The sequence below is a fragment of the Streptomyces sp. NBC_00525 genome, assembly GCF_036346595.1.
Taxonomy (GTDB): domain Bacteria; phylum Actinomycetota; class Actinomycetes; order Streptomycetales; family Streptomycetaceae; genus Streptomyces.
In genome coordinates, this window is sequence record NZ_CP107834.1 from 1,767,130 (window position 1) to 1,792,933 (window position 25,804).

General features: G+C 72.7%; 23 protein-coding genes. 10 read left to right on the forward strand and 13 right to left on the reverse strand.

Annotation, left to right across the window (positions count from 1 at the left end; translation table 11 throughout):
* Positions 1-74: 74 nt before the first annotated feature.
* The 4 genes from OG710_RS07890 to OG710_RS07905 all read right to left on the reverse strand — a co-directional run bounded on the left by OG710_RS07890 (position 75) and on the right by OG710_RS07905 (position 4,451).
* The gene (locus OG710_RS07890; RefSeq protein ID WP_330238678.1) at positions 75-1,334 is read right to left on the reverse strand and encodes an NAD(P)/FAD-dependent oxidoreductase; all 1,260 of its coding nucleotides are present in this window, start codon (positions 1,332-1,334) and stop codon (positions 75-77) included.
* Between the two features lie 89 nt (positions 1,335-1,423).
* Positions 1,424-2,746 (reverse strand): deoxyguanosinetriphosphate triphosphohydrolase, encoded by a 1,323-nt coding sequence (locus tag OG710_RS07895; RefSeq protein WP_330238679.1) that lies wholly within the window; start codon positions 2,744-2,746, stop codon positions 1,424-1,426.
* A 36-nt stretch (positions 2,747-2,782) separates the two neighbouring features.
* Positions 2,783-3,553 (reverse strand): sirohydrochlorin chelatase, encoded by a 771-nt coding sequence (locus OG710_RS07900; RefSeq protein ID WP_330238680.1) that lies wholly within the window; start codon positions 3,551-3,553, stop codon positions 2,783-2,785.
* Between the two features lie 88 nt (positions 3,554-3,641).
* Positions 3,642-4,451: a Cof-type HAD-IIB family hydrolase gene (locus OG710_RS07905; protein WP_330242189.1), complete on the reverse strand. Its 810-nt coding sequence runs from the start codon at positions 4,449-4,451 to the stop codon at positions 3,642-3,644.
* 146 nt (positions 4,452-4,597) lie between these two features.
* Here OG710_RS07905 and OG710_RS07910 point away from each other — a divergent pair, with 146 nt between their 5' ends.
* On the forward strand, positions 4,598-5,392 hold the full coding sequence (locus OG710_RS07910; RefSeq protein WP_330238681.1) for a SanA/YdcF family protein: 795 nt from the start codon (positions 4,598-4,600) through the stop codon (positions 5,390-5,392).
* Here the strand turns inward: OG710_RS07910 and cutA are convergent.
* Positions 5,379-5,720, reverse strand: a complete 342-nt coding sequence (gene cutA, locus OG710_RS07915) for a divalent-cation tolerance protein CutA (protein ID WP_330238682.1) — start codon at positions 5,718-5,720, stop codon at positions 5,379-5,381. The genes OG710_RS07910 and cutA overlap by 14 nt on opposite strands.
* Before the next feature lie 66 nt (positions 5,721-5,786).
* Positions 5,787-6,413 (reverse strand): NADPH-dependent FMN reductase, encoded by a 627-nt coding sequence (locus OG710_RS07920; protein ID WP_330238683.1) that lies wholly within the window; start codon positions 6,411-6,413, stop codon positions 5,787-5,789.
* A gap of 126 nt (positions 6,414-6,539) precedes the next feature.
* Here OG710_RS07920 and OG710_RS07925 point away from each other — a divergent pair, with 126 nt between their 5' ends.
* The 3 genes from OG710_RS07925 (at position 6,540) to OG710_RS07935 (ending at position 9,312) form a co-directional block, all read left to right on the forward strand.
* Positions 6,540-7,340 (forward strand): aminotransferase class IV family protein, encoded by an 801-nt coding sequence (locus OG710_RS07925; protein ID WP_330238684.1) that lies wholly within the window; start codon positions 6,540-6,542, stop codon positions 7,338-7,340.
* Between the two features lie 400 nt (positions 7,341-7,740).
* Entirely contained in the window at positions 7,741-8,592 is an 852-nt protein-coding gene (locus OG710_RS07930; protein ID WP_330242378.1) for a hypothetical protein, read from the forward strand.
* Positions 8,593-8,688: 96 nt separating this feature from the next.
* Positions 8,689-9,312, forward strand: coding sequence for a class F sortase (locus OG710_RS07935; RefSeq protein ID WP_330238685.1), 624 nt, complete (start codon positions 8,689-8,691; stop codon positions 9,310-9,312).
* Positions 9,313-9,361: 49 nt separating this feature from the next.
* On the opposite strand, the gene OG710_RS07940 is transcribed toward OG710_RS07935, so the two are convergent.
* Entirely contained in the window at positions 9,362-10,150 is a 789-nt protein-coding gene (locus OG710_RS07940) for a sulfite exporter TauE/SafE family protein (RefSeq protein WP_330238686.1), read from the reverse strand.
* Positions 10,151-10,420: 270 nt separating this feature from the next.
* Between OG710_RS07940 and nirB the strand changes: the two genes are divergently transcribed.
* From nirB to OG710_RS07955, 3 genes are all read left to right on the forward strand, one after another.
* Positions 10,421-13,018, forward strand: coding sequence for a nitrite reductase large subunit NirB (nirB, locus tag OG710_RS07945; RefSeq protein ID WP_330238687.1), 2,598 nt, complete (start codon positions 10,421-10,423; stop codon positions 13,016-13,018).
* Positions 13,018-13,395 carry a nitrite reductase small subunit NirD gene (gene nirD, locus OG710_RS07950; RefSeq protein ID WP_330238688.1) on the forward strand — a complete coding sequence of 126 codons (378 nt, stop codon included), beginning with the start codon at positions 13,018-13,020 and terminating at the stop codon, positions 13,393-13,395. Before nirB ends, nirD begins: the two co-directional genes overlap by 1 nt.
* Before the next feature lie 88 nt (positions 13,396-13,483).
* A complete protein-coding gene (locus OG710_RS07955; protein WP_330238689.1) occupies positions 13,484-14,407 on the forward strand; it encodes an oxidoreductase in 924 nt (307 codons plus the stop codon).
* A 25-nt stretch (positions 14,408-14,432) separates the two neighbouring features.
* Here OG710_RS07955 and OG710_RS07960 read toward each other — a convergent pair whose 3' ends face one another.
* The 4 genes from OG710_RS07960 to dusB all read right to left on the reverse strand — a co-directional run bounded on the left by OG710_RS07960 (position 14,433) and on the right by dusB (position 20,889).
* On the reverse strand, positions 14,433-14,843 hold the full coding sequence (locus tag OG710_RS07960; protein ID WP_330238690.1) for a VOC family protein: 411 nt from the start codon (positions 14,841-14,843) through the stop codon (positions 14,433-14,435).
* A gap of 123 nt (positions 14,844-14,966) precedes the next feature.
* Positions 14,967-15,971 (reverse strand): ArsR/SmtB family transcription factor, encoded by a 1,005-nt coding sequence (locus tag OG710_RS07965; RefSeq protein WP_330238691.1) that lies wholly within the window; start codon positions 15,969-15,971, stop codon positions 14,967-14,969.
* Positions 15,972-16,477: 506 nt separating this feature from the next.
* The gene (ppdK, locus tag OG710_RS07970) at positions 16,478-19,189 is read right to left on the reverse strand and encodes a pyruvate, phosphate dikinase (protein ID WP_111331848.1); all 2,712 of its coding nucleotides are present in this window, start codon (positions 19,187-19,189) and stop codon (positions 16,478-16,480) included.
* A gap of 551 nt (positions 19,190-19,740) precedes the next feature.
* Complete coding sequence (gene dusB / locus OG710_RS07975; RefSeq protein WP_330238692.1) at positions 19,741-20,889, reverse strand: tRNA dihydrouridine synthase DusB; 1,149 nt, start codon at positions 20,887-20,889, stop codon at positions 19,741-19,743.
* Between the two features lie 141 nt (positions 20,890-21,030).
* Here dusB and bla point away from each other — a divergent pair, with 141 nt between their 5' ends.
* The gene (gene bla, locus OG710_RS07980) at positions 21,031-21,954 is read left to right on the forward strand and encodes a class A beta-lactamase (protein ID WP_330238693.1); all 924 of its coding nucleotides are present in this window, start codon (positions 21,031-21,033) and stop codon (positions 21,952-21,954) included.
* Positions 21,955-21,975: 21 nt separating this feature from the next.
* Here bla and OG710_RS07985 read toward each other — a convergent pair whose 3' ends face one another.
* Positions 21,976-22,209 (reverse strand): DUF6243 family protein, encoded by a 234-nt coding sequence (locus OG710_RS07985; protein ID WP_330238694.1) that lies wholly within the window; start codon positions 22,207-22,209, stop codon positions 21,976-21,978.
* Positions 22,210-22,460: 251 nt separating this feature from the next.
* Positions 22,461-23,843 (reverse strand): glycine--tRNA ligase, encoded by a 1,383-nt coding sequence (locus OG710_RS07990; protein WP_111331836.1) that lies wholly within the window; start codon positions 23,841-23,843, stop codon positions 22,461-22,463.
* Positions 23,844-23,989: 146 nt separating this feature from the next.
* On the opposite strand from OG710_RS07990, the gene OG710_RS07995 reads away from it, so the two are divergent.
* Positions 23,990-24,964, forward strand: coding sequence for a metal ABC transporter substrate-binding protein (locus OG710_RS07995; protein WP_330238695.1), 975 nt, complete (start codon positions 23,990-23,992; stop codon positions 24,962-24,964).
* A gap of 56 nt (positions 24,965-25,020) precedes the next feature.
* Entirely contained in the window at positions 25,021-25,803 is a 783-nt protein-coding gene (locus OG710_RS08000) for a metal ABC transporter ATP-binding protein (RefSeq protein WP_330238696.1), read from the forward strand.
* The last annotated feature ends 1 nt before the right edge of the window (position 25,804 follow it).

A 25,804-nucleotide genomic window follows, 5' to 3' on the forward strand; every position in this document is an offset into this window, starting at 1 on the left:
CCGGGGCCGGGGCCGCGCCCGCTCCCCGGCCGGCGCGGGTGCGGGCGGGGTGCCCGGGCGCCGGCCGGGGCCGCTCAGACCAGGGATTCCAGGGGCACGGAGGGGTCGGCCAGGGCGTCCGGGTCGACCGGGCGGCCGGCCCTGATCAGCTTCTGGATGGGTTCCGTGACGTCCCACACGTTGACGTTCATCCCGGCGAGCACGGTGCGGTCCTTGAGCCAGAACGCGATGAACGTGCGCTTGCCGGCGTCGCCCCGGATGACCACCTGGTCGTAGCTGCCGGGCGGCGCCCAGCCGGAGTACTCCAGGCCGAGGTCGTACTGGTCGGAGAAGAAGTAGGGCACCCGGTCGTAGCCGACGTCCTGGCCGAGCATGGCGCGGGCGGCTGCCGGGCCGCCGTTCAGCGCGTTGGCCCAGTGCTCGACCCGCAGCCGGGTCCCGAGCAGCGGGTGGGCGGCGCCGGCCACGTCGCCGGCGGCGTAGATGTGCGGGTCGCTGGTGCGCAGCGAGGCGTCCACGGCGATGCCGCCGCCCTCCTCGCGCGGGGCGATGTCGAGCCCGGCGGATTCGGCGAGGGCGGTGCGGGGGGCGGCGCCGATCGCGGCGAGGACGTCGTGGGCGGGGTGCTCCTCGCCGTCGTCGGTGCGTACGGCGAGGACCATGCCGTCCTGGCCGACGATCTCGGTGAGCCGGGCGCCGAAGTGGAAGCGGACGCCGTGGTCGCTGTGCAGCTCGGTGAAGATCTGGCCGAGTTCCGGGCCGAGGACCCGCAGCAGCGGGGTGGCCTCGGGTTCGACGACGGTGACCTCGGCGCCGTAGCCGCGGGCGGCGGCGGCGACCTCCAGGCCGATCCAGCCGGCCCCGGCGATGACCAGGTGGCCGTTGTCCCGGCCGAGCGCGGACAGGACGTGGCGCAGCCGGTCGGCGTGGGCCAGCCGGCGCAGATGGTGGACGCCGGCCAGGTCGGTGCCGGGCACGTTGAGCCGGCGCGGTTCGGAGCCGGTGGCGAGCAGCAGCTTGTCGTAGTGGATGACGGTGCCGTCGCCGGTCTCCACGGTGCGGGCCTCGCGGTCGAGCGAGGTGACGGGCTGGCCGAGGTGGAGCTCGATGTCGGCCGCCGCGTACCAGCCGGTCTCGTGGACGAAGACGCTGTCTCGGTCCTCCTTCCCGGACAGGTAGCCCTTGGACAGCGGCGGGCGTTCGTACGGATGGTCCCGCTCGTCGCCGATCAGGATGACCCGGCCGCTGAATCCTTCCGACCGGAGCGTCTGGGCCGCCTTCGCCCCGGCCAGCCCTCCGCCCACGATGACGAACGTCCGATGTGCGTCTGCCACTTGATGCCTCCTCGGTGCTTGCTGCGCGGCGCCAACTGCGAGCGTCCCGCACGCAGCGTAGTGCCGAAAGGGGGTGTGGCCCGATCACGTCACCCCTGGTGGCGGTCGGCGCCGGGGGTGAGATGGGCGTGCAGGGCGCGGGCCGAGGCGTCGGTGAGGGCGGCGATCTGGTCGACGAGGACCCGTTTGCGGGCGCGGTCGTCGGGGGCCGCCTCGTAGAGCGCGCGCAGTTGCGGCTCCAGGCCCTCGGGGGCGCGGGCGGTGAGCGCGGCGGCCAGTTCGGCGATGACGATCCGCTGGTCGGCGCGGATCTCCTCCTGTTCGGCGCGCTGCATGACGTAGCGGTCGGCGATGGCCTTGAGGACCGCGCACTCGTTGCGGGTGGCGCGCGGGACGACCAGTTCGGCGCCGTAGCGGCTGTGGCGGCCGGGGCCGTACGCCTGCCGGGTGGCGGTCTCGGCGGCGAGGCAGAAGCGGCCGATGAGCTGGCTGGTGGCGTCCTTCAGGCGGGCCTGGGCCACGGCGGAGCCGTCGTAGCCGTGCGGCCACCAGTCCTGGGCGATGAGCCGGTCCAGCGCTTCGGCCAGTTCCTGCGGGTCGGTGCCGGCCGGGACGTAGCGGCCGACGGCGACGTCCCAGATCTCCCGGCGCTCCGGCGCGGCCTCCAGGCAGTCGGGGTCGATGTGGCCGGCGTGCAGCCCGTCCTCGAAGTCGTGCACGGAGTAGGCCACGTCGTCGGACCAGTCCATGACCTGGGCCTCGAAGCAGGTGCGGTGGGGCGGCGCGTCCTGGCGGAACCAGGTGAAGACGGGGAGGTCGTCCTCGTAGACCCCGAACTTGGGCGAGCCGGGGTCGGTGGGGTGGGCGCCGCGGGGCCAGGGGTATTTGGTGGCGGCGTCGAGGGCGGCGCGGGTGAGGTTGAGGCCGACGCTGACCAGGTCGCCGGTGCGGGTGTCGGGGACGAAGCGTTTGGGTTCGAGGCGGGTGAGCAGCCGCAGCGACTGGGCGTTGCCCTCGAAGCCGCCGCAGTCGGACGCGAAGTCGTTAAGGGCCTGTTCGCCGTTGTGGCCGAAAGGCGGGTGTCCCATGTCGTGGGAGAGGCAGGCCGCCTCCACCAGATCGGGGTCGCAGCCGAGCGCGGCGCCGAGTTCCCGGCCGACCTGGGCGCACTCCAGGGAGTGGGTGAGCCGGGTGCGCGGGCTGGCGTCCCAGGCGGGGCTCCGGGTGCCCGGTGTGACGACCTGGGTCTTGCCGGCGAGCCTGCGCAGCGCCGCGAAGTGCAGGACGCGGGCGCGGTCGCGCTGGAAGGCGGTGCGGCCGGGCCGTTTGTCGGGCTCGGGGTCCCAGCGCTCGGCGTCGGCGGGGCCGTAGGGCGCCGTACCGGGGTGCTGTGTGCCGTCCGTGCCGTTCATGGTGCCGACCCTAATCGGCCGCACCGACAGGACGGGTCAGGCGGAGGCCGGCAGCGGTGTGTTCATCGGTATGTCGCACACGGCCGGGTCGGCCGTCCGGGTTTCGTCGTACCGGTGCAGGAGCAGCCGGGCCATCGCGGGGTGGGCGCCGAGCGGGGCGGCGGCGATCCAGGGCGCGTGCGCGGCGGCGGCCGCGGCGAAGCGTCCGGGGGCGGTGAAGCAGGAGGCGACGGCGATCCGGTGGTGGCCGCGTGCGGCGAGGGCGCGCACGGCGGCGGGGACGGTGGGCGCGGCGGCGGAGGCGTACGCGGGTACGACGGGCACGCCGCCGAGCCGTTCCCCGAGGAGCCGGGCGGTACGCCGGGTTCCGGCGGCCGATTCGGGGTCGCGCGATCCGGCGGCGGCCAGCACCACGGCGGCGCCGCCGCCCCGGTCCGCCGTGCGCCAGCCGGCCTCGACGAGGCGGTCGTGCAGCGCCTCCACCAGGAGCGGGTGCGGTCCCAGCGGCGCGGCGACGCGGGCGCGCAGGGCGGGGGCGGCGGCGACGGACGCCGGGATGTCGTGCTTGACGTGGTGCCCGCGCCCGAGCAGCAGGGGTACGAGGACGGCCTCGCCGGCGCCGAGGGCGGCCAGGGCGTCCGGCAGCAGGGGTGCGTTGAGTTCCACGTGTCCGAGGCGGACGTCGAGCCCCGGCCGCAGCTCGCGCACCCGTTCGAGGAGTGCGGCCACGGTGCGCGGGGTACGGGGGTCGCGGCTGCCGTGCGCGACGACGACCAGGGCGGGGGCGGGCTGACGGGTGCGCTGCATGGGCCGATGGTGGCGGACGTACGTTGCCGGGTCGTTGCGCGCCGGTCACGTACGTTGTCCGCCGCCTCACGGGGAGGCGGTCCGGCCGTCAGCGCGCGCCCCTCCCCCGTGCCGCGAACAGGTGCTCGATGACCTGGGCCACCCCGTCCTCCTCGTTGGTCCGGGCGTGCGCCGGTACGGCGGCCAGCACCGACGGGTGGGCGTTGGCCATGGCGTAGCCCGTACCGGCCCAGGCCAGGACCGTGAGGTCGTTGGGCATGTCACCGAACGCGATGACGTCCGCCGCCCCGATGCCCCGCGTCTCGCACAGCGCCGCGAGCGCGCCGGCCTTGTGGACGCCGGGCGCGCTGATCTCCAGCAGCCCGCGCCCGCCGGAGTGGGTCAGTTGGACCGTGTCGCCGGCTCCCTCGCGGGCGGCGGCCATCAGGGTGTCCGCGTCGAGCCGGTCCGACCAGGCGAGCAGCTTGGTGACGGGGGCCTCGGTGAGCCACAGGTCCGCGAGGGAGGCGACCGGCAGTTCGGCGCCCGCGTCCTCGGACAGGCGCAGCCGGTAGGCCGGTTCGTACAGCACGTGGTTGCCGGTCTCCAGGGCGAAGCCGATGCCGGGGACGGCGGCGGCGAGCGCGGTGGCGACCTGCCGGGCGACGGCCAGCGGCAGGGCGCTGGAGGCGACGACCGTACGCCCGGCCAGATCGTAGACGAGGGCGCCGTTGCTGCACACGGCCGTGCCGGTGAGCCCGGTGGCGTCGGCCAGCCGGTCCACGAAGCGGGGCGGCCTGGCGGTCACGATGACGATCTCCGTACCGGCTTCCTCGGCCGTGCGCAGGGCGCGCAGGGTGCGGGGCGAGAGGGAGCCGTCACGGCGCAGAAGGGTGCCGTCGAGGTCGGAGGCGATCAGCCGCGGGAGTGACATCGCCCGATGGTACGCGGGCCGTCCGGGGCCGGTGGAGAACCCTTTCGGCCGTCCGCTCGTCCTGAAGGGCGGGGCCGCATGCGCCCCGGTACCGGAGACGGGCGAGTGGGGGCGGGGACGTGAGGGCACGGATGCGGCGGACGCCGGAGGCCGGACGGGCGGGCGGCGACCGGCCGCGCGGGGCGGCCGGCCGGCTCCTTCGAGCCGTCGGCCGGCTGCGGCCCCGGCTGCCGCGCACCCGGCGGGGGCGGCGGCGGGCGGTGCAGGGGCTGATGGCGGCCTGTGTGCTGGCGCTCGCACCCGCGACCTGGCTGCACACGGTGGCCGACGCGCGGATCAGGACCGTCCAGGACGTGCCCGCGCGGCAGGTCGCGGTGGTGTTCGGGGCCGGGCTGTGGAACGGGAAGCCGTCCCCGTACCTCGCGAACCGGCTGCGGACGGCCGCCGCGCTCTACCGGGACGGCAAGGTGAAGGTCGTCCTGGTGACCGGGGACAACAGCCGCGAGGAGTACGACGAGCCGGACGCGATGCGCACGTTCCTGGTCGGGAAGGGCGTGCCGGACGACCGGATCGTCAGCGACTTCGCGGGCTTCGACACCTGGGACTCGTGCGTGCGGGCGAAGCGGATCTTCGGCGTCGACCGGGCGGTGCTGGTGAGCCAGGGCTTCCACATCCGCCGCGCCATCGCGCTGTGCCGGGCGGCGGGCATCGACGCCTACGGGGTCGGCGTGGACGCCAGGCACGACGCGACCTGGTACTACGGCGGGACACGGGAGGTGGCCGCGGCGGGGAAGGCCGCGTTCGACGCCCTGTTCAAGCCGGACCCGCACTTCCTGGGGCCGCGGGAGCCGGGCATCGACGACGCCCTGGCGGCGGCCGCCCGCCGGCCGGAGCCGGGCCCGGCCGCCACGCTCAGGGCGCGGTGACCGGAGCCGTCTCGGCGGCGACCCAGCCGAGGTAGCCGGCGCTGCCCCGGAGGACGGGCAGGGCGATGATCTCCGGGGTGTCGTAGTCGTGCGCCTCGATCAGACGGGCCTCCAGCTCCTCGTACCGTTCGGCCGTGGTCTTGCAGAACAGCTGCCACTCCTCGGTGGCCTCGATGGCGTTCTGCCAGCGGTAGACGGAGGTGACGGGCGCGGAGATCTGCACACAGGCGGCGAGCCGCGCCTCGACCAGTCCCCGCGCCAGTTCCCTGGCCTTCTCCTCGCTGTCCGTCGTGGTCAGTACGGTCAGCCATGCCGGCGTCGTCGTCACTTCGGCCTCTCCTCGCAGCGGTCGGCGGTCCTCCCCGATTGTGGGCGACCGGCTCCCGCCGCGCCATCAGCCGCCGTACGGACGGACCCGCCTGGCGTCCCGCAGCGCCCGGCCCCACCAGATGAGCTGGTCGAGCAGCGTCTTGACGGCCGCGTCCGGTCCGGCGGGGTCGCGGTGCCTGCCCTCGTCGTCGAACTGGCCGCCGGCGTTGTGGAAGGAGACGGTGTCGCGGATCGACACGCTGTGCACCTCGGCGAAGACCTGCCGCAGGTGCTCGACCGCGCGCAGGCCCCCGGCGACACCGCCGTAGGAGACGAACGCCACCGGCTTGGCCTGCCACTCCGAGCGGTACCAGTCGATGAGGTTCTTCAGCGGCGCCGGGTAGGAGTGGTTGTACTCGGGGGTGACGACGACGAAGGCGTCCGCCTCGGCGAGCCGGGCCCCGATCCCGGCCACCTGTTCCCGGTCCCCGGGTTCCAGGCGGTACTTGAGGGAGGCAGGCAGATCGAGTTCGGCGATGTCCAGCACATCGGTCTCGATCGCCGGATGCGCGTCCGTGTGGGCGAGGAACCAGTTGGCGACGACGGGCGCGAACCGGCCCTCGCGGTTGCTGGCGAGGATGACGGCCACCTTCAGGGGGGCGGCGGTCTCGGGCAGGGCGGTGGCGGAGGATTCCGCGGTGGTGAGGTCCATGACGAAAACGTTCCTGTATCAACCATGGTTGAGGTCAAGCCCCGCTGGAGGCGGCCGTGCCGGGCGGCCCCCGGCGGTCCGCGACCGCCCCGCCGCGGGGCGCCGGCCTGCGCATACGGTGGCCGTATGACGACTTCACCCGCAACGGCCCTTCCGTACGCCGAGTTCGACGGCCGGCCCGCCACCGAGGACGATCTGCGCCGGGCCCTGTTCTTCAACTACGGCCACTTCACGGCGATGCAGGTGCGCGGGGGCAGGGTCCGGGGCCTGGACCTGCAGCTGGCCCGGCTGGACGCGGCCAACCGGGAGCTGTTCGAACTCCCCCTGGACGGCGCCCTGGTGCGCCGGCTGATCCGGCACGCGCTGGAGAGCGCGGGGGCGGCGGACGCCTCGGTGCGGGTGCACGCGTATCTGCCGCCGGACACGGACGCGACGACGGTCATGGTGACGGTGCGCGGGCCGGCCCGGATGACGCCCGAGCCCCAGCGGCTGATGTCGGTGCCCTACGCCCGGACCGCCCCGCACCTCAAGCGCCCCGGCGAGTTCGGCCAGACCTATTACGCGAACCTGGCCCGCCGGTCCGGATACGACGACGCGCTGCTGACCCTGCCGGACGGCTCGGTGACCGAGGGCGCGATCACCAACATCGGCTTCTGGGACGGCACATCGGTGATCTGGCCGCAGGCGCCCGCGCTCGCCGGTGTGACCATGGGCGTCCTGGAACGCGAGCTGCCGGGCGCGGGCCTGCCCTCGCTGCGCCGCCCGGTCGCCCTGGACGGCCTCGGCGCCTTCCGGTCCGCATTCGTCACCAACTCGCAGGGGATGGCCCCGGTCGCCCGGATCGACGACACCGCGTTCACGGTGGACGAGGAGCTGATGCGGCGGCTGGCGGCGGCGTACGAGAGGGCGCCGGACGAGGCCGTCTGAACGGGGCCGTCCGAACACGTCGTCCGAACAGGCCGTCCGAACGGTCCGCCCCCTCCGGGCCAGGAGGGGAGAGGTCCGGAGGGGGCGGCGGCCGGGGGCGGCGGTGCGCGCCGTCCCGTGGGGGGTTGAGATGCGCATTCCCTCTCGGCACCGCTCCACGCATGTGAGCTACGACACACTCGCCGCCGCTCCCGTCACTCGAACGGCACCGGGGCACCCAGGGGCGCGCCCCTCCCCCGCCACCACCGGCGTGACCTGCGGCGATGAGCCGTGGCAAGGAGGGCGCGCCGGGCCGAACGGGTGAGAGCTGACTCGGTGTCAGCAGGCATGGGCGCCGGTACGGCTGTTGGCTCGGGGTCAGGACACACCCGCCAGCGCCCCCGGCCCGGAGGAAACCCCCATGCGCCGTCCTGCCCGACTCGTGACCGGCACCGCCGCCGCGGCCCTCGCCGCCGCCGCGCTCGGCCTCTGCGCCGCCGCCCCGTCCGCGTACGGGGACGAGCCCGCCGCCCTGCGGATCACCCCGGCGAGCGCCGCGCCCGGCACCACGGTCACCGTGGACACCACCGCCTGCGGTGGCGCCGGCGGTGCGACGGGCGACGCGAGCGCGCTGGACGCACCGGAGTTCCCGCTGGCGCCCGTGGGCCTCGAAGAGGCGCTGGCCGGCTCCTTCCGGGTGCCGGGCGGCATCGCGCCGGGGCCGTACCGCATCGGCGTGGACTGCGCGAACGGCGCGAAGGCCACCGGGCAGATCGAGGTCAAGGCGGCCCCCCGGCCCGCCGGGAACGGCACGGACAGCGCGCCCGGCACGGATGCCGCGGACGCCGCCGGGGGCACGGACGGCGCGGCCGACTCGCCCGCGTACGACTTCTCCGACCTGGAGGGCCCGGGCAGCGAGGAGGACTCCGGCGGCCTCGACGGCCTGGACGCGGAGGCGGCCGGCTCCGCCCTCGTACCGGACGCGCCCCCGGCGGCGGACCGCGCCTCGCCCACCGAGCGCCCCGCCCCCTCCGGCCACGCGACCGGGTCCGGCGGCTACGACCAGTCCGGGTCCGGGCGCGAGACCCCCTCGGGGCACCGCACCTCGCCGGCGCCCACCGCCCCCTCGGGGCATGTGAAGACCGGAGTCGGCGGCAGCGTCGGCCCGGACACCACCCAGATCGCGGCGGGAGCCGGCGTACTCGCCGCTGCCGCCGTCGGCGGAGCCTGGCTCCTGCGTCGCCGGGCGAGCGGCACGCGGGACGCCGGCTGACGGAGGCATCCACCCCTCCGTACCGCCAGGTGGCCGTCCCGGTGGCCCCGAGCCACCGGGACGGAACCATTCCGTTTCCGCCCCCGGAGGACGCACGTGTCCCAGAAGGCCAAGGGCTGGCTGCTCGTCGTCGTGGCGCTGGCCGGGGTCTGGCTGATCCAGAACGGCGCGGGCACCCGGCTCACCCCGCCGGGACCGGCCGCCGCCCAGGCGTTCGCCGCCGGTCCCGCCCTGCTGCCCGGCTCGCCCGTCGCCGAACCGCTGCGCCCGTCCGCGCCCGTACGGCTGCGGATTCCCGCCATCCGGGTGGACGCGCCGATGATGCGGCTCGGGCTCGGGGCGGACGGCAGCCTGGACGTTCCGCCGGCCGGGAACACCGATGTCGTCGGCTGGTACAAGGACGGCACCCCGCCGGGCGCCGAGGGCACCGCGATCGTCGCCGGGCATGTGGACAACGCCCGGGGGCCGTCCGTCTTCTACGACCTGGGCTCGCTGAAGAAGGGCAGCACCGTCGAGGTGGACCGGCGGGACGGCCGTACCGCCGTCTTCACGCTCGACGCGATCGAGGTGTACGAGAACGAGGACTTCCCCGACCAGCGGGTCTACGGCGCGTCCGACTACGCCGCGCTGCGGCTGATCACCTGCGGCGGCGGCTATTCCGACGCCACCGGCTACCGGGGGAACGTGGTGGCATACGCCCACCTCACGAGCGTGCGCTGACCTCGCCCGCGTGCGCCGGCCTCACGCACGTACGCCCGCGCCCCGCGCGTCAGCCCTGCCACTGGTCGAATCCCAGCTTCGCCACCAGTGAGAAGACCACCACCAGCAGCACCCCGCGCACGAACTCGCTGCCCTTGCTCAGCGCCATCCGGGCGCCCAGCAGCCCGCCCGCCAGATTGAAGACCGCCATCAGCGCGGCGAGCCCCCACAGCACATTGCCCTGGTAAGCGAACATCGCGAGGGCCCCGGCGTTGGTGCAGACGTTGACGATCTTGGCGGTGGCCGAAGCGGTGACCAGGTCGAGGTGGAGCACCGCCGTCAGGGCCAGCACCAGGAAGGTGCCGGTGCCCGGCCCGAACAGTCCGTCGTACAGGCCGATGCCGCCGCCCACCAGGACGATCGCCGTGACCGCGCGGGCCCTGGTCACCGGGGGCGGGACGGCGTCGCCGGCCGCCCGGCCGAACTGGGGCCGCAGCATGACGAACGCGGCGACCGCCAGCAGCACCACCATGATCACCGGGCGCAGCACCTCGCTGCTGATCCCGGCCGCGAAGAACGCCCCGGTCATCGAGCCCGCCAGGGCCGCGAGCCCGATCCGGACCGCCGTGCCGACCTTCACCGGCGCCCTGCGCGCGTAGGTGACGGCGGCGCCCGAGGTACCGACGATGGCGACGGCCTTGTTGGTGCCGAGGATCTGCGCGGCCGGCAGCTGCGGCAGGCCGAGGAGCAGCGCCGGGAGCAGCAGCAGTCCGCCGCCGCCGACCACCGCGTCGACCCACCCGGCCGCCGCGGCGGCGAGGCACAGCACGACGAGGGTGGTCAGGGTGATGTCCGGCATGGGCCAGACCCTATGGAGCGGACGCGGACACCGTCCAACCGTCGCGGGGCCCCGGCGGGAAAGTTGAGCCAAGTCTGAGGTTTCCGCAGCCCACGGGCCGTTTCGAGGGCCTCACAGGGTCGCGCGGCGGGTGCTGAGCGCACGGTTCCGCTCGGGAAACAGCGGGGAACCGGCCGGGTAACACCGCCGGGACACGCTGTCGGGCATGAGCACACAGGCCCGGCGCCTGTGGCCCTGCCGAGACCGCTCACCGACGACGGAGGTCCCGAGATGCCGGTGTCCACTCCCCCGACCGCCCCCACCCCCTCCTCCCCCGCCGCCGTGCCGACCCTCGTGGTCGTCGGACACGGGATGGTCGGCCAGCGCTTCCTGGAGGCCCTGGCGGAGCGCGGGCTGACGGCCGCCGCCGGTACCGCACGGGTCGTCGTCCTCGGTGAGGAGCCGCGTGCCGCCTACGACCGGGTGCGGCTGACCTCGTACTTCGCGGGGCGGACGCCGCAGGACCTGTCGCTGGTGGAGCCGGGCTTCATGGAGCGGCACGGCTTCGAGCTGCGGCTCGGCGACCCGGCGGTGTCCGTGGACCGTGCGGCGCGCACGGTGACGGCGCGGTCCGGGAAGACGTTCCGCTACGACACGCTGGTGCTGGCGACCGGGTCCGCCCCGTTCGTGCCGCCGGTCCCCGGCAAGGACAGCACCGGGTGCTTCGTCTACCGGACGATCGAGGACCTGCTCGCCATCGAGGAGTACGCGAAGTCGGCGAGGACCGGCGCGGTGGTCGGCGGCGGGCTGCTCGGCCTGGAGGCGGCCGGCGCGCTCAAGGGCCTGGGGCTGGACACGCACGTGGTGGAGTTCGCGCCCCGGCTGATGCCGGTCCAGGTGGACGAGGGCGGGGGCGCGGCGCTGCTGCGGACCGTCGAGGAGATGGGCCTGACCGTGCACACCGGGGTCGGCACGCAGGAGGTGCTGGCGGACGGGGACGGCGCGGTGACCGGGATGGCGCTGTCCGACGGGTCGGAGCTGGCGGCGGACCTGGTGGTGTTCTCGGCCGGGGTCCGCCCCCGCGACGGGCTGGGCCGCGACTGCGGTCTGGCGGTCGGGCCGCGCGGCGGGATCGTGGTGGACGAGGAGTGCCGCACCTCCGACCCGGCGGTCTTCGCCATCGGGGAGTGCGCGCTCGCGTCGGACGGCCGGGTGTACGGGCTGGTGGCGCCCGGCTACGAGATGGCGCTGACGGCCGCCGAGGTGATCGCGGGCGGCGAGGCGGCGTTCACGGGCGCCGACCTGTCGACGAAGCTGAAGCTGCTCGGCGTGGACGTGGCCTCGTTCGGCGACGCGCACGGCGCCACCGAGGGCTGCCTGGACGTGGTGTACGCGGACGCCCGGTCCGGGATCTACAAGAAGCTGGTGATGGCCCCGGACGGCACCCTGCTGGGCGGCGTGCTGGTGGGCGACGCCGAACAGTACGGCACGCTGCGCCCGATGACGGGCAGTGTGCTGCCGGTCGCCCCGGAGCAGCTGGTGCTTCCGGCGGGCGCGGGCGGCCCGGTGGCGCTCGGCCCCTCCGCGCTGCCCGACGAGGCGGTGATCTGCTCCTGCCACAACGTCACCAAGGGCGCGATCCGCGCGCACACCACGCTGCCCGAGGTGAAGAAGTGCACCAAGGCGGGCACCGGCTGCGGCAGCTGTGTGAAGGTGATCGGCCAGTTGCTCCCGCAGAGCGCGGACGCGGGCCTGTGCGGCTGCTTCGCGTACACCCGCAGCGAGTTGTACGAGATCGTCCGCACCCTGCGGATCACCTCGTACGCGGAGCTGCTGGACTCGCACGGGCGGGAGGAGGCGCGCGGCGGGGAGGGCTGCGAGGTGTGCAAGCCGGCGGTCGGTTCGGTCATCGCCTCGCTGGCGCCCACGGTCGGCGCGAGCGGCTATGTGCTGGACGGCGAGCAGGCGGCCCTCCAGGACACCAACGACCACTTCCTGGCCAACCTCCAGCGCAACGGCTCGTACTCGATCGTGCCGCGCATACCCGGCGGCGAGATCACCCCGGAGAAGCTGATCGTGATCGGCGAGGTGGCCCGCGACTTCGGGCTCTACACCAAGATCACCGGTGGTCAGCGCATCGACCTGTTCGGCGCGCGGGTGGACCAGCTGCCGCGGATCTGGGCCCGGCTGGTGGACGCGGGCTTCGAGTCGGGGCACGCGTACGGGAAGTCGCTGCGCACGGTCAAGTCCTGTGTGGGGCAGACCTGGTGCCGCTACGGCGTGCAGGACTCGGTGCGGATGGCGATCGACCTGGAGCTGCGCTACCGGGGACTGCGCGCCCCGCACAAGCTGAAGTCGGCGGTCTCGGGGTGTGCCCGCGAGTGCGCGGAGGCGCGGGGCAAGGACTTCGGGATCATCGCCACGGCCGGCGGCTGGAACCTCTACGTGGGCGGCAACGGCGGCGCGACCCCGCGCCACGCCGACCTGCTCGCCCAGGACCTGTCGGACGCCGAACTGGTCCGGCTGATCGACCGCTTCCTGATGTTCTACATCCGCACCGCGGACCGGCTGGAGCGCACCTCGGCCTGGCTGGAGCGGATCGACGGCGGCCTGGAGCACGTCCGGGACGTCGTCGTGCACGACTCGCTGGGCCTCTGCGACGAGCTGGAGCGGCTGATGGCCGACCATGTGCGCGGCTACCGCGACGAGTGGGCCCAGACCCTCTCCGACCCGGAGCGGCTGCGCCGGTTCGTCACCTTCGTCAACGCGCCCGGCGCACCCGACCCGTCGGTGAGGTTCGTCCCGGAACGCGATCAGGTCAAGCCCGACCTGGACATCCTCGCGGGCCCGGTGCTCGCCGTCCGTACTCTCGAAGGGACCGCCTCCTGATGACCACACAGACGACGCAGACCGCGCAGACCACGCAGACCGTGCAGGACGCCCGGACCGTCCGGCTCGCCGCCGGGGACGGCTGGCTCACGGTGTGCGACCGCTCGCTGCTGATCCCCGGCCGGGGGGTCGCCGCCCTTCTCCCGGACGGCCGGCAGGTGGCGCTGTTCCTGGACCGGGCCGGGCGGACGTACGCCATCGACAACCGCGACCCGTTCACCGGCGCCTACGTCCTCTCGCGCGGGCTGGTGGGTTCGGACGGCGGGCAGCCGTTCGTGGCCTCGCCCCTGCTCAAGCAGCGGTTCGACCTGGCGACGGGCGCCTGCCTGGACGACGACGAGGTGTCCGTGTCGGTCTTCGAGGTACGCGCGGACTGACCGCGACCACCGGTGCGCGCGCACGGCCGGAAGAGCCCCGGAACGGGCGCTTCCGGCCGTGCGCGCGCACGGTCGTACGCTTGGGCCCATGAGCCAGGGCTGGAGCGCGCGCGACATACCCGACCAGAGCGGCCGCACGGCGGTGGTGACGGGGGCCAACAGCGGCATCGGGCTGATCACCGCCCGCGAGCTGGCCCGCTGCGGGGCCAGGGTGCTGCTCGCCTGCCGCGACGAACGGCGCGGCGAGGAGGCGGCGGCCCGCATCCGGTACGCGGTGCGCGGCGCGGACGTGGCGTTCGCCCCGCTGGACCTGGCCGACCTGGCCTCCGTACGCGCCTTCGCCGCGGACCTGCCGGCGGACCGGCTCGATCTGCTGATCAACAACGCCGGGGTGATGGCCCTGCCGTACGGGCGGACGGCAGACGGCTTCGAGACCCAGTTCGGCGTCAACCACCTCGGGCACTTCGCGCTCACCGGGCTGCTGCTGCCGAAGCTGCTTGCGGCCGGGCGCCCGCGCGTGGTGACCGTCTCCAGCGGGCTGCACGCCCTGTCCGACATCGACATGGGCGACCTCAACAGCGAGCGCCACTACCGCCGCTGGATCGCCTACGGGCGCTCCAAGACCGCCAACCTGCTCTTCGTCCACGAGCTGGCCCGGCGGGCGAGGGCGGCCGGCAGCGCCCTGGTGGCCGCCGCCGCGCACCCCGGCTACGCCGCCACGAACCTCCAGACGGCCGCCGCCCGGATGGAGGACCGCAGGGCGGCGGAGCGGATGATGGCCCTCGGCAACCGTCTCGTCGCCCAGCCGGCGTCGGCCGGCGCCCTGCCCACGCTGTACGCGGCGACCGCGCCGGGGGTGCGCCCCGACTCGTTCACCGGGCCGCGACTGCTGGGCTGGCGCGGCGCGCCCGGTCCGTCCTGGCGGGCGGGCTGGACGCGCGGTGATGTGGCGGGCGAGCGCCTGTGGGTGGCGTCGGAGCAGCTGACCGGGGTGACGTACGAGGGGCTGTAGTCCGGCGCCGGCCTCCCGCCGCCGCTCAGCCCTGGTCCTCGATGGCGGAGGGGTCCATCCAGACGACCTCCCAGATGTGGTGGTCGGGGTCCTGGAAGGAGCGGCCGTACATGAAGCCGAGGTCCTGGGGCTCGTTGGCGGGCGATCCGCCGTTCGCGAGGGCCGCGTCGGCCAGCTCGTCCACCTTCTCGCGGCTGTCGGCGCTGAGCGCAAGGATCATCTCGGTGGAGGTGGCGGCGTCGGCGATCTCCTTCTTGGTGAAGTCCTTGAAGCGTTCCTCCTGGAGGAGCATCGCGAAGATGGTGTCGCTGATGACCAGGCAGGCGGTCTGCTCGTCGCTGAACTGAGGGTTGAAGGAGTAGCCCAGCTTCGCGTAGAAGTCCTTGGCCGTCTGCAGGTCCTTGACCGGCAGGTTCACGAAGATCATCTGAGGCATGGCCGTCTCGCTCTCTCGGTGCGCGGTTCCGCGTGCGTCTGTCGAACAACTTCTCGATAGGTAGACGCCGGGGCCGCCCGGAACTCATCGGTGCGGAGCGAGATCCCTTCCGCGCCGGGCCGCTCAGGAAACCGCCAGCGGCGCCCCGCCCCTCAGCAGCAAGCCGCCCAGCGGGGTCAGGGTGTGCAGGACCGAGCCGCCGTGCCGCAGGGTGTGGACGAGCCCCGCCTCGCGCAGGACGCAGGCGTGCTGGCTGGCCGAGGCGAGGGAGACCCCGGCGCGCCGGGCCAGTTCGCTGGTCGTGCAGCCGTCGCCGATGGCCCGCAGGACCGTGGAGCGGGTCTGCCCGAGGAGCCGGCCGAGCCAGGGGCCGGGTTCGGCGAAGGCCGGGGCGACCGGATGGGCGACCGGGTAGACCAGGACGGGCGGCAGCAGCGGGTCGCGCAGGACGACGGGGGTGCCCCGGCAGAAGAACGAGGGCTGGAGCAGCAGTCCGCGCCCGTCCAGCCGGAGGTCCCGGTCGACGGGGTAGTCGGCCTCCAGGACGGGGGCCCGCCACCGGATGACGGGCGGGAGCGAGGTCAGCAGCGCGTCGGTGCCGCCGTCCAGCAGGGCGCGGCCGCGGATCGCGCGGTCGGCCCCGACGGCGGACTGGATGTGCGGCCAGTAGGGCTGGACGGCGGCGCGGTGGTAGTCCCGTAAGGCGTCCACGAGCCGGCCCAGGGGTGCGGCGCCGCCCTCGCGGAGCGCGTCCAGGCGGGCGCGGCGGGCCGGCTGCCGGGCGTCGGGCGCGCGCTGGGCGTCGAGCACGGCCAGCTCGGCGCGCAGCCGCTCGGGCGAAGTCGCGCGCACGGCTTCCATTCCGGCGTCGAGTCCGAGCGGTTCGGAGTTTTCCTGAGAAGGCGTCAGAAAGTCGGGAAAATATCCGCGCTGCGGAACGATCGCGGACAGCAGGCGTACTTCACCGCTCAACTTCGGGCGGGTTTCCGCGCGCCATTCCCCGAAGACCGCGGAAGCCCTCCGGTCCCTCAGCCGGTGAAAGCTGAGAATGGTCTCCCACAGCGCGTCCGGGCCGGAGGCCATCCGCACCCGCGAAAGGTCCCATCCGGAAACATGGATACGCAGCACCTAACTCCCACCCCTTGCACCTGCAATTACCCCCTCGCAAGAGTATGCGAATCGTAACAGCACGTCACCACGGGGTTTCGGCCAGAGGTGAAACGCCTCGCCCCGGACCGCCACCGGACGAAAAGCTGTACGTCGTCGGGTGCGATTCCGGAGCCACCGGAAGAGCGAGCGAAGGCCGTGGGGGGTTTTGCTCGTTCGGCGGCGGTTGGCAATGGTGCGGCTCCGCACTCGATGGGGGTAAGCCGGGTGCGGCCCGCCGATGGGGATCGGCGGGCCGCACCCCGGTCCGTTCAGCTCGATTTCTTTGCGCATTAAACGAAGCAATGGGCGCCCGCCATCCGCCCGTCACCCCGATTTCCAGGGACATGACAACCCACTGCGGCGGCCCCGCCGGTACGAGAAGGCGGCGGCACCCCCGCACAGGGTGCCGCCGCCGCCGGAATTCCGCGCGGCCGGCCCGGTGAGGGTGGGTCGGCCGGCCGCGCGGAATCGGTGGGTGTGCCGCCTCAGCGGCTGTCGCTGGCCCGCGGCCCGGCCGCCGCCCGGCCCGCCTCCAGACGCGCCACCGGAATGCGGAACGGCGAGCAGGAGACGTAGTCGAGACCGGCCTCGTGGAAGAAGTGCACCGACTCCGGGTCGCCGCCGTGCTCCCCGCAGATGCCGAGCTTGAGATCGGGGCGGGTGGCCCGGCCGGCCGCGACGGCGCTCTTGACCAGCGAACCGACGCCGTCCTTGTCGATCGTCTCGAACGGCGAGACCCCGAAGATGCCCTTCTCCAGGTAGGCGGTGAAGAAGGACGCCTCCACGTCGTCGCGGGAGAAGCCCCAGACCGTCTGGGTGAGGTCGTTGGTGCCGAAGGAGAAGAACTCGGCCGCCTCCGCGATCTGCCCGGCCGTCAGCGCGGCGCGCGGCAGCTCGATCATGGTGCCGATCTTCAGCTTGAGGTCGGTGCCGGTGGCGGCCTGCACCTCGGCGATGACCCGGTCGGCCTCCTCGCGGACGATCTCCAGCTCCTGGACCGTGCCGACGAGCGGGATCATGATCTCGGCGCGCGGGTCGCCCTTGGCGTTCTTGCGGGCGGCGGCCGCCTCGGCGATGGCCCGCACCTGCATGGCGAACAGGCCGGGGATGACCAGGCCGAGCCGGACCCCGCGCAGCCCGAGCATCGGGTTCTGCTCGTGCAGCTTGTGCACCGCCTGCAGGAGCCGCAGGTCGTTCTCGTTGGCGTCCTTGCGGGACTCGGCGAGCGCGACCCGTACCGACAGCTCGGTGATGTCGGGCAGGAACTCGTGCAGCGGCGGGTCCAGCAGCCGTACAGTGACCGGCAGTCCGTCCATCGCCTCGAACAGCTCGATGAAGTCGGCCTTCTGGAGCGGCAGCAGCTGCTCCAGGGCGGCCTCGCGTTCCTTGTCGGTGTCGGCCAGGATCAGCTTCTCGACCATCTCGCGGCGCTCGCCGAGGAACATGTGCTCGGTGCGGCACAGGCCGATGCCCTGGGCGCCGAAGCGGCGGGCCCGCAGGGCGTCCTCCGCGCTGTCCGCGTTGGCCCGCACCCGCAGCCGGCGCACCCGGTCCGCGTACGCCATGATCCGGTGCACGGCGGCGACCAGCTCGTCGGCGTCGTCGGCGCCCGCGTGCATCCGGCCCTCGAAGTACTCGACGACCGGGGACGGTACGACGGGGACCTCGCCCAGGTACACCTTGCCGGTGGAGCCGTCCACGGAGACGAGGTCGCCCTCCTCCACGACGATGTCGCCGACCGTGAGGCGCCGGCGCTTGGTGTCCACCTCGATCTCCTCGGCGCCGCAGACACAGGTCTTGCCCATGCCGCGCGCGACGACGGCGGCGTGCGAGGTCTTGCCGCCGCGCGAGGTGAGGATGCCCTCGGCGGCGATCATGCCGTCCAGGTCGTCCGGGTTGGTCTCGCGGCGGATGAGGATGACCTTCTCGCCGGACCGGGACCACTTGACGGCGGTGTACGAGTCGAAGACCGCCTTGCCGACCGCCGCGCCGGGCGAGGCGGCGATGCCCCGGCCGAGCCGCTGGGTCTTGGCGGTGTCGTCGAAGCGCGGGAACATCAGCTGCGCGAGCTGGGCGCCGTTGACCCGCTGGAGGGCTTCGGCCTCGTCGATCAGGCCCTGGTCCACCAGCTGGGTCGCGATGCGGAAGGCGGCACCGGCGGTGCGCTTGCCGACCCGGGTCTGGAGCATCCACAGGTGCCCGCGCTCGATGGTGAACTCGATGTCGCAGAGGTCCTTGTAGTGGGTCTCCAGCGTCTCCATGATCTTGAGCAGCTGGTCGTACGAGTTCTTGTCGATCGCCTCCAGGTCGGCGAGCGGTACGGTGTTGCGGATGCCCGCGACGACGTCCTCGCCCTGCGCGTTCTGGAGGTAGTCGCCGTACACGCCCTGGTGGCCGCTGGCCGGGTCACGGGTGAAGGCGACGCCCGTACCGGAGTCGGGGCCGAGGTTGCCGAAGACCATGGAGCAGACGTTGACGGCGGTGCCGAGGTCGCCGGGGATGCGCTCCTGGCGGCGGTAGAGCTTGGCCCGGTCCGTGTTCCACGAGTCGAAGACCGCCTTTATGGCGAGGTCCATCTGCTCGCGCGCGTCCTGCGGGAAGTCGCGGCCTGCGTCGCGGGCGACGATCTTCTTGAACTGCTTGACCAGCTTCTTCAGGTCCGCCGCGTCCAGGTCCACGTCCACCGTGACGCCCTTGGCCGCCTTGGCCTCCTCCAGCGCCTCCTCGAAGAGGTCGCCGTCCACCCCGAGCACGGTCTTGCCGAACATCTGGATGAGCCGGCGGTAGGAGTCCCAGGCGAACCGCTCGTCACCGGACTGCTGGGCCAGGCCCACGACGGAGGCGTCGGAGAGCCCGATGTTGAGGACCGTGTCCATCATGCCGGGCATGGAGAACTTGGCGCCGGAGCGGACGGAGACCAGCAGCGGGTCGTCGGCCTGGCCGAGCTTCTTGCCCATCCGGGCCTCCAGCGCGTCGAGGTGCGCACTCACCTCGTCGCGGAGCGCCGCCGGCTCGGCCCCGCTGTCCAGGTAGACCTTGCAGGCCTCGGTGGTGATCGTGAAGCCGGGGGGCACGGGGAGACCGAGGTTGGTCATCTCGGCGAGGTTGGCCCCCTTCCCACCGAGCAGGTCCTTCAGATCCTTGTTGCCTTCGGTGAAGTCGTAGACGAACTTCTGCACATCTTTGTTTTCCGACACGGTCTCGACTCCTCGAAGACGCGGTGGCTGCCCTGACGGCGAGGAACATACCCAGATCGAAGGTGCGTGGGTACGTCCACTTGCGCGTCGTACGGCCGCAACCACCCGTCCGCCAGCAGATCGAAAGTGAAGCGCGTTTCGGCCCTGGGAAGCGTCGCGTTCAGAAGTCGTACACAGGATGACGCCATGTCCATCGAAGGCCGCGAATCGGTGGCTGAAAGTAGTCGAAGCGTCGATCGATCAAAGTACGACCCGCTGGCACCCAGTGCCACCCTTTGAGAAGTGCAACCCCCGTTTTTGCGCTCATGTGAGCGTCAACCCTCTCAAGGTGGCGAGAATCACTCCCAAGAGGCCGCTCAGATGTCACCATCCGGACACCCTTGTGTTGACGCACCGCATACAGATCAACCACATAGGGTCACCTTTTACGTGCATGCGCTTGCGCTGAGCATCGATTCAAGGTCGGGAAGCCTGAATACCGGCCCAATAAGCGCTCAAATGAGCAGAGCACGCGTGGGGGCACCCAGTGCCCCGCTGGCGCGGGCGGTTCGTCAGCCGCCGGAGGTGTCCAGCTCCGCGTCGGCGCTCACGCCCGCGCAGTCGTACGGGTCCTTCAGCCAGCCGTCCGGCAGAGCCACCCTGTTGTTGCCCGAGGTGCGCCCGCGCGGCCCGTCGGCGCCGTCCGGCCACGGCTGGTCCAGGTCCAGCTCCTGGAGCTGGGAGCCCAGCTCCTCCAGCGAGGAGGTGATCGCCAGCTTCTTGCGCATCTCCGAGCCGACCGCGAAGCCCTTGAGGTACCAGGCGACGTGCTTGCGGAAGTCGATCACGCCGCGGGCCTCGTCGCCGATCCACTCCCCGAGCAGCGTCGCGTGGCGCAGCATCACCCCGGCGACGGTGCGCAGCGTGGGCGCCTGCCTGGTCTCCGTTCCCTCGAACGCGCTGACCAGGTCGCCGAAGAGCCACGGCCTGCCGAGGCAGCCGCGCCCCACGACCACACCGTCGCAGCCGGTCTCGCGCATCATCCGCAGGGCGTCGTCCGCGCACCAGATGTCGCCGTTGCCGAGCACCGGGATCTCCGGGACGTGCTCCTTGAGGCGGGCGATGGCGTCCCAGTCGGCTGTGCCGCCGTAGTGCTGCGCGGTGGTCCTGCCGTGCAGGGCGACCGCCGTCACGCCCTCCTCGACGGCGATCCGGCCGGCGTCGAGGTAGGTGAGGTGGTCGTCGTCGATGCCCTTGCGCATCTTGATGGTGACCGGCAGGTCCCCGGCCCGCGAGACGGCCTCGTGCAGGATGGCGCGCAGCAGCGGCCGCTTGTACGGGAGGGCGGAGCCGCCGCCCTTGCGGGTGACCTTGGGGACCGGGCAGCCGAAGTTGAGGTCGATGTGGTCGGCGAGGTTCTCGTCGACGATCATGCTGACCGCCTTGCCGACCGTCTCCGGGTCCACTCCGTACAGCTGGATGGAGCGCGGGGTCTCGCTCGCGTCGAAGTGGATGAGCTGCATGGTCTTCTCGTTGCGCTCGACCAGGGCCCTCGTGGTGATCATCTCGCTGACGAACAGCCCCTTGCCGCCCGAGAACTCCCGGCACAGCGTGCGGAACGGGGCGTTGGTGATCCCGGCCATGGGCGCGAGGACGACCGGCGGCTGCACGGTGTGCGGGCCGATGCGGAGCGGCGAGGGCGAGGGGGCGAGCGTGGTCATGACCCCCATTGTCCCGTACCCCGGTGACTGCTCCCTGGGCCGGTCGCGTCCGGCCGGGGACGGCGGGAGGAAGACGTCGTCGGAACCACGTCTAACGTGGGAGTTCCGGCAACGGGCCGGTGGACGAAGGAGACGAAGCCCATGACGACAGCCCTGTCCCGCTTAACCCCTGGCTCCCCGAGCCGCCGTGGACTGCTCGCGCTCGGCGGCGCCGGTGCGGTGGGAGTACTGCTCGCCGGTGCGGGGACCGCCCGTGCGGCGGCGGACTCCGCGACGGACCGGCTGTGTGCACTGGAGCGGGCGTACGGCGCCCGCGTCGGCGCGTTCGCGTACAACGTGGCCACAGGGGTCGCCGTGCGGCACCGGGCCGACGAGCGCTTCCCGATGCTGTCCACCTTCAAGACACTCGCCGCCGCGGCCGTTCTGCGGGATCTGGACCGCCACGGCGAGGTGCTGGGGAAGGTGATCCACTACACGAAGGCGGACTGCGTGTCCGACTCGCCGGTCACCGACACCCCGGAGCACATCGCGAGCGGGCTGAGCGTCGCCCGGCTCTGCGACGCCGCGATCGGTGACAGCGACAACACCGCGGGCAACCTGCTGCTGCGCGAGTTGGGCGGCCCGGACGCGGTCACTCGCTTCGCACGCTCCCTGGGCGACCGTACGACACGGCTGGACCGCTGGGAGCCCGAGCTGAACTCCGCCGAACCGGGCCGGGTCACGGACACCACGACCCCGTTCGCGATCGGCCGCGACTACGCACGGCTCGTCCTGGGGAAGGCGCTGGGACGCCGGGACCGCGCACGGCTGACCCGATGGCTCCTCGACTGCCGGACGAGCGGTACGCGGTTCCGGGCGGGGCTGCCGCCGGAATGGACGGTCGCCGACAAGACGGGCGGCGGCGCCTACGGCTCGTGCAACGACGTAGGCATCGCGTGGACGCCGGAGGGCACACCGGTGGTGCTGGCGGTGCTCACGACAAAGCCTGGCGATCCGGAGGCGGCCGGAGACCATCAGCTGATCCGGACGACGGCCGCCGTCCTGGCAGCGGCCGTCGCCGGGTAGAACGGTCGTCCGGCTCGGCCGTCAGTCCCGGTCCGGGGCTTCCCCGGCGGGGGTGTCCGTCTCGGGGGTCTCCGGGGCTTCGGCGGTGGCCGGGGCTGCCGCGCGCTCCCGCATCCGGCGGAGCAGTTCCTGCTTCTGGTCGGCGGCGCTGCGGCGGTCCGCCTCGCCCGCCGGGCCGGCGCCCTGCGCGCCCGCGCGGGACAGCTTCTTGCGCTGTCCGCCGACGCCGAGAAGGTTGTTGCGGCTCTTGGCCATGGGGTTCTCCCGTTCCTGGTCTCAGTGAGGTCTTCGTGACCTTGATCGATCCGGGGGGCGGCGGGTGGTCGGGCCCGCCACGCGCTCACTCGTAGATCTGGAAGAACGTGTGCATGGGCAAGACCGTACCCACGCCGCTCCCCGTCCTCACCCGGTTTTCCGGCGCCGGGCGCGCTGTGCCGCGTACTGCGTGCGAAACCCCCGCTCCGCCGCGAGGGCGGAGCGGGGGTTTCGTACGGCGGGTGCGGCCGTCAGCAGCCGATCAGGCGGGTGGCGAGGTAGCCCTGGATCTGGTCCAGGGACACGCGCTCCTGCTTCATCGTGTCGCGCTCGCGGACGGTGACCGCGTTGTCGTCCAGGGTGTCGAAGTCGACGGTGACGCAGAACGGCGTACCGATCTCGTCCTGGCGGCGGTAGCGGCGGCCGATCGCGCCCGCGTCGTCGAACTCGATGTTCCAGTTCTGCCGGAGGTCGGCGGCCAGGCCCTTGGCCTTCGGCGAGAGCTGGGCGTTGCGGGAGAGCGGGAGGATCGCGACCTTGACCGGCGCCAGGCGCGGGTCGAGGCGCATCACTGCGCGCTTCTCCATGACGCCCTTGGCGTTCGGCGCCTCGTCCTCGTTGTAGGCGTCGAGGAGGAAGGCCAGCATCGCGCGGCCGACACCGGCCGCCGGCTCGATGACGTACGGGGTGTAGCGCTCGCCCTTCTCCTGGTCGAAGTAGGAGAGGTCGGTGCCGGACGCCTTGGAGTGGGCCGTGAGGTCGTAGTCGGTGCGGTTGGCGACGCCCTCCAGCTCACCCCACTCGCTGCCGCCGAAGCGGAAGCGGTACTCGATGTCGGCGGTGCGCTTGGAGTAGTGGGAGAGCTTCTCCTGCGGGTGCTCGAACCACCGCATGTTCTCCTCGCGCATGCCGAGGCCGGTGTACCAGTTCCAGCGCTGCTGCATCCAGTACTCCTGCCACTCCTCGTCCTCGCCCGGCTTGACGAAGAACTCCATCTCCATCTGCTCGAACTCGCGCGTGCGGAAGATGAAGTTGCCCGGCGTGATCTCGTTGCGGAAGGACTTGCCCATCTGCGCGATGCCGAACGGGGGCTTCTTGCGCGAGGTGGTCTGCACCTGGGAGAAGTTGGTGAAGATGCCCTGGGCGGTCTCGGGGCGCAGGTAGGCGACCGAGCCGGAGTCCTGGGTGGGGCCGAGGTGGGTGGAGAGCAGGCCGGAGAACTGCTTGGGCTCGGTGAAGGTGCCCTTGTTGCCGCAGTTGGGGCAGTTCAGGTCGGCGAGGCCGTTGGCCGGCGCCTTGCCGTGCTTCTCCTCGTACGCCTCCTCCAGGTGGTCCGCGCGGTAGCGCTTGTGGCAGGAGGTGCACTCGGTGAGCGGGTCGGAGAACGTGGCGACGTGGCCGGAGGCCACCCACACCTCGGGGGCCAGGATGACCGACGAGTCGAGACCGACCACGTCCTCGCGGGAGGTGACCATGTAGCGCCACCACTGGCGCTTGAGGTTCTCCTTGAGCTCGACACCCAGCGGCCCGTAGTCCCAGGCGGCCTTCTGACCGCCGTAGATCTCACTGCAGGGGTAGACGAAGCCACGGCGCTTGCTCAGGCTGACGATGGTGTCGATCTTGTCGGCGGCCACGGTGCTCTCTTCATTACGACGACGGAACGTGCGGGCTAATGGCCCAGATTACCGGCGGGCACTGCCCTTCGATCAAATCGGTACCGGTCCCGGAGGCGAACCCCGCTTGTTGACAATCGTTTCCACCTTTGTTGAAAATGACTGTCATGAACGTACGCCGCCTCATACCCGTCGCCGCCGTCACCGGCGCCGTCCTCCTCGGTCTCACCGCCTGCTCCTCCCCGGACGGCTCCGCGCACAAGAACGGCGGCAAGCTGGATGTGGTGGCGTCCTTCTATCCCATGCAGTTCCTGGCCGAACGCATAGGCGGCGAGCACGTCGAGGTCACCAGCCTGACCAAGCCCGGCGTGGAACCCCACGACCTGGAGCTCACCTACCGCCAGATAGGCGGCCTGAGCGACGCCGACCTGATCCTGTACCTCAAGGGCATCCAGCCCGCCGTCGACGAGGCGGTCAAGCTCTCCGAGGCCCCCCACACCCTCGACGCCACGACGCTGACCACGCTGGAGGACCACGGCACCGAGGTCGGCGGCCACGACCACGGCGGCGACGAGCACGGCCACGACGAACACGCCCACGAGCACGAGGGCGACGGAGCGGGCGCCGACCCGCACATCTGGCTCGACCCGGTGCGCTACGCCGAGGTCGCCGAGGGCGTCGGCAAGTCCCTGGAGAAGACCGACCCGGACCACGCCGCGGACTACCGCGAGAACACCGACGCGCTGGTCGCGGAGCTGGGCGCGCTGGACACCGCGTACCGTACCGGTCTGAAGAACACCGAGACCCGGACCTTCATCACCACCCACTCCGCCTTCGGCTACCTCGCCGAACGCTACGGGCTCACCCAGGAGGGCATCGCCGGCATCGACCCCGAGGCCGAGCCCAGCCCCGCCCGTATCAGCAAGCTGCACTCCATCGCCGAGAAGGAGAAGGTCACCACCGTCTTCTTCGAGACCCTGGCCAGCGACAAGACCGCGAGGACCGTCGCCCGCGACACCGGACTGCGCACCGACGTCCTGGACCCGCTGGAGGGAATCACCGAGGCCTCCGAGGGCGATGACTACATCGAGGTCATGAAGTCCAACCTCGCCGCCCTGCGCACGGCACTCGGCGCGAAGTGAGCGACGACCGCACCGCACCCACCCGATCCACCCGCGCAGCAGCACCGGAGGCGCTCATGCCCGAGCCCCGCACCCCCGACCGCGAACCCGTCATCGCCGTCCGCGACGCCACCGCCGTCCTCGGCGCGCGCCCCGTACTGCGCGGCATCGACCTGACCGTGCGCCGGGGCGAGGTCGTCGCCCTGCTCGGCGCCAACGGCTCCGGCAAGTCCACCGCCGTCCGCTCCGTCATCGGCCAGGTCCCGCTCACCGGCGGCACCGTCGAACTCTTCGGCACCCCGCTGCGCCGCTTCCGCTCCTGGGCCAGGGTCGGCTACGTACCGCAGCGCACCACGGCGGCCGGCGGGGTGCCCGCCACGATCCGCGAGGTCGTCTCCGCCGGGCGGCTCTCCCGCACCCGGCTGCGCATCCCCCGCCGGGCCGACCGCGCCGCCGTCGACCGCGCCATCGAACTCGTCGGCCTCGCCGACCGGGCCGGGGACGCGGTGGACGCCCTCTCCGGCGGCCAGCACCAGCGCGTGCTCATCGCCCGCGCCCTCGCCGCCGAACCCGAACTCCTGATCATGGACGAGCCGATGGCGGGCGTGGACCTGGCCAGCCAGGAGATCCTCGCCGACACGCTGCGCGAGCAGGTCGCCGCCGGCGCCACCGTGCTGCTCGTCCTGCACGAGCTGGGCCCGCTGGAGCCCCTGATCGACCGGGCGGTCGTGCTCCGCGACGGCTGCGTCCTGCACGACGGACCGCCCCCGAAGGCCGTCGGGCAGCACGCCCTGCCCGGCCACGACCACGTACACCCCCACGCGGCTTCCGAGCCCGTCCGGACGGGACTGCTGAGCTGAC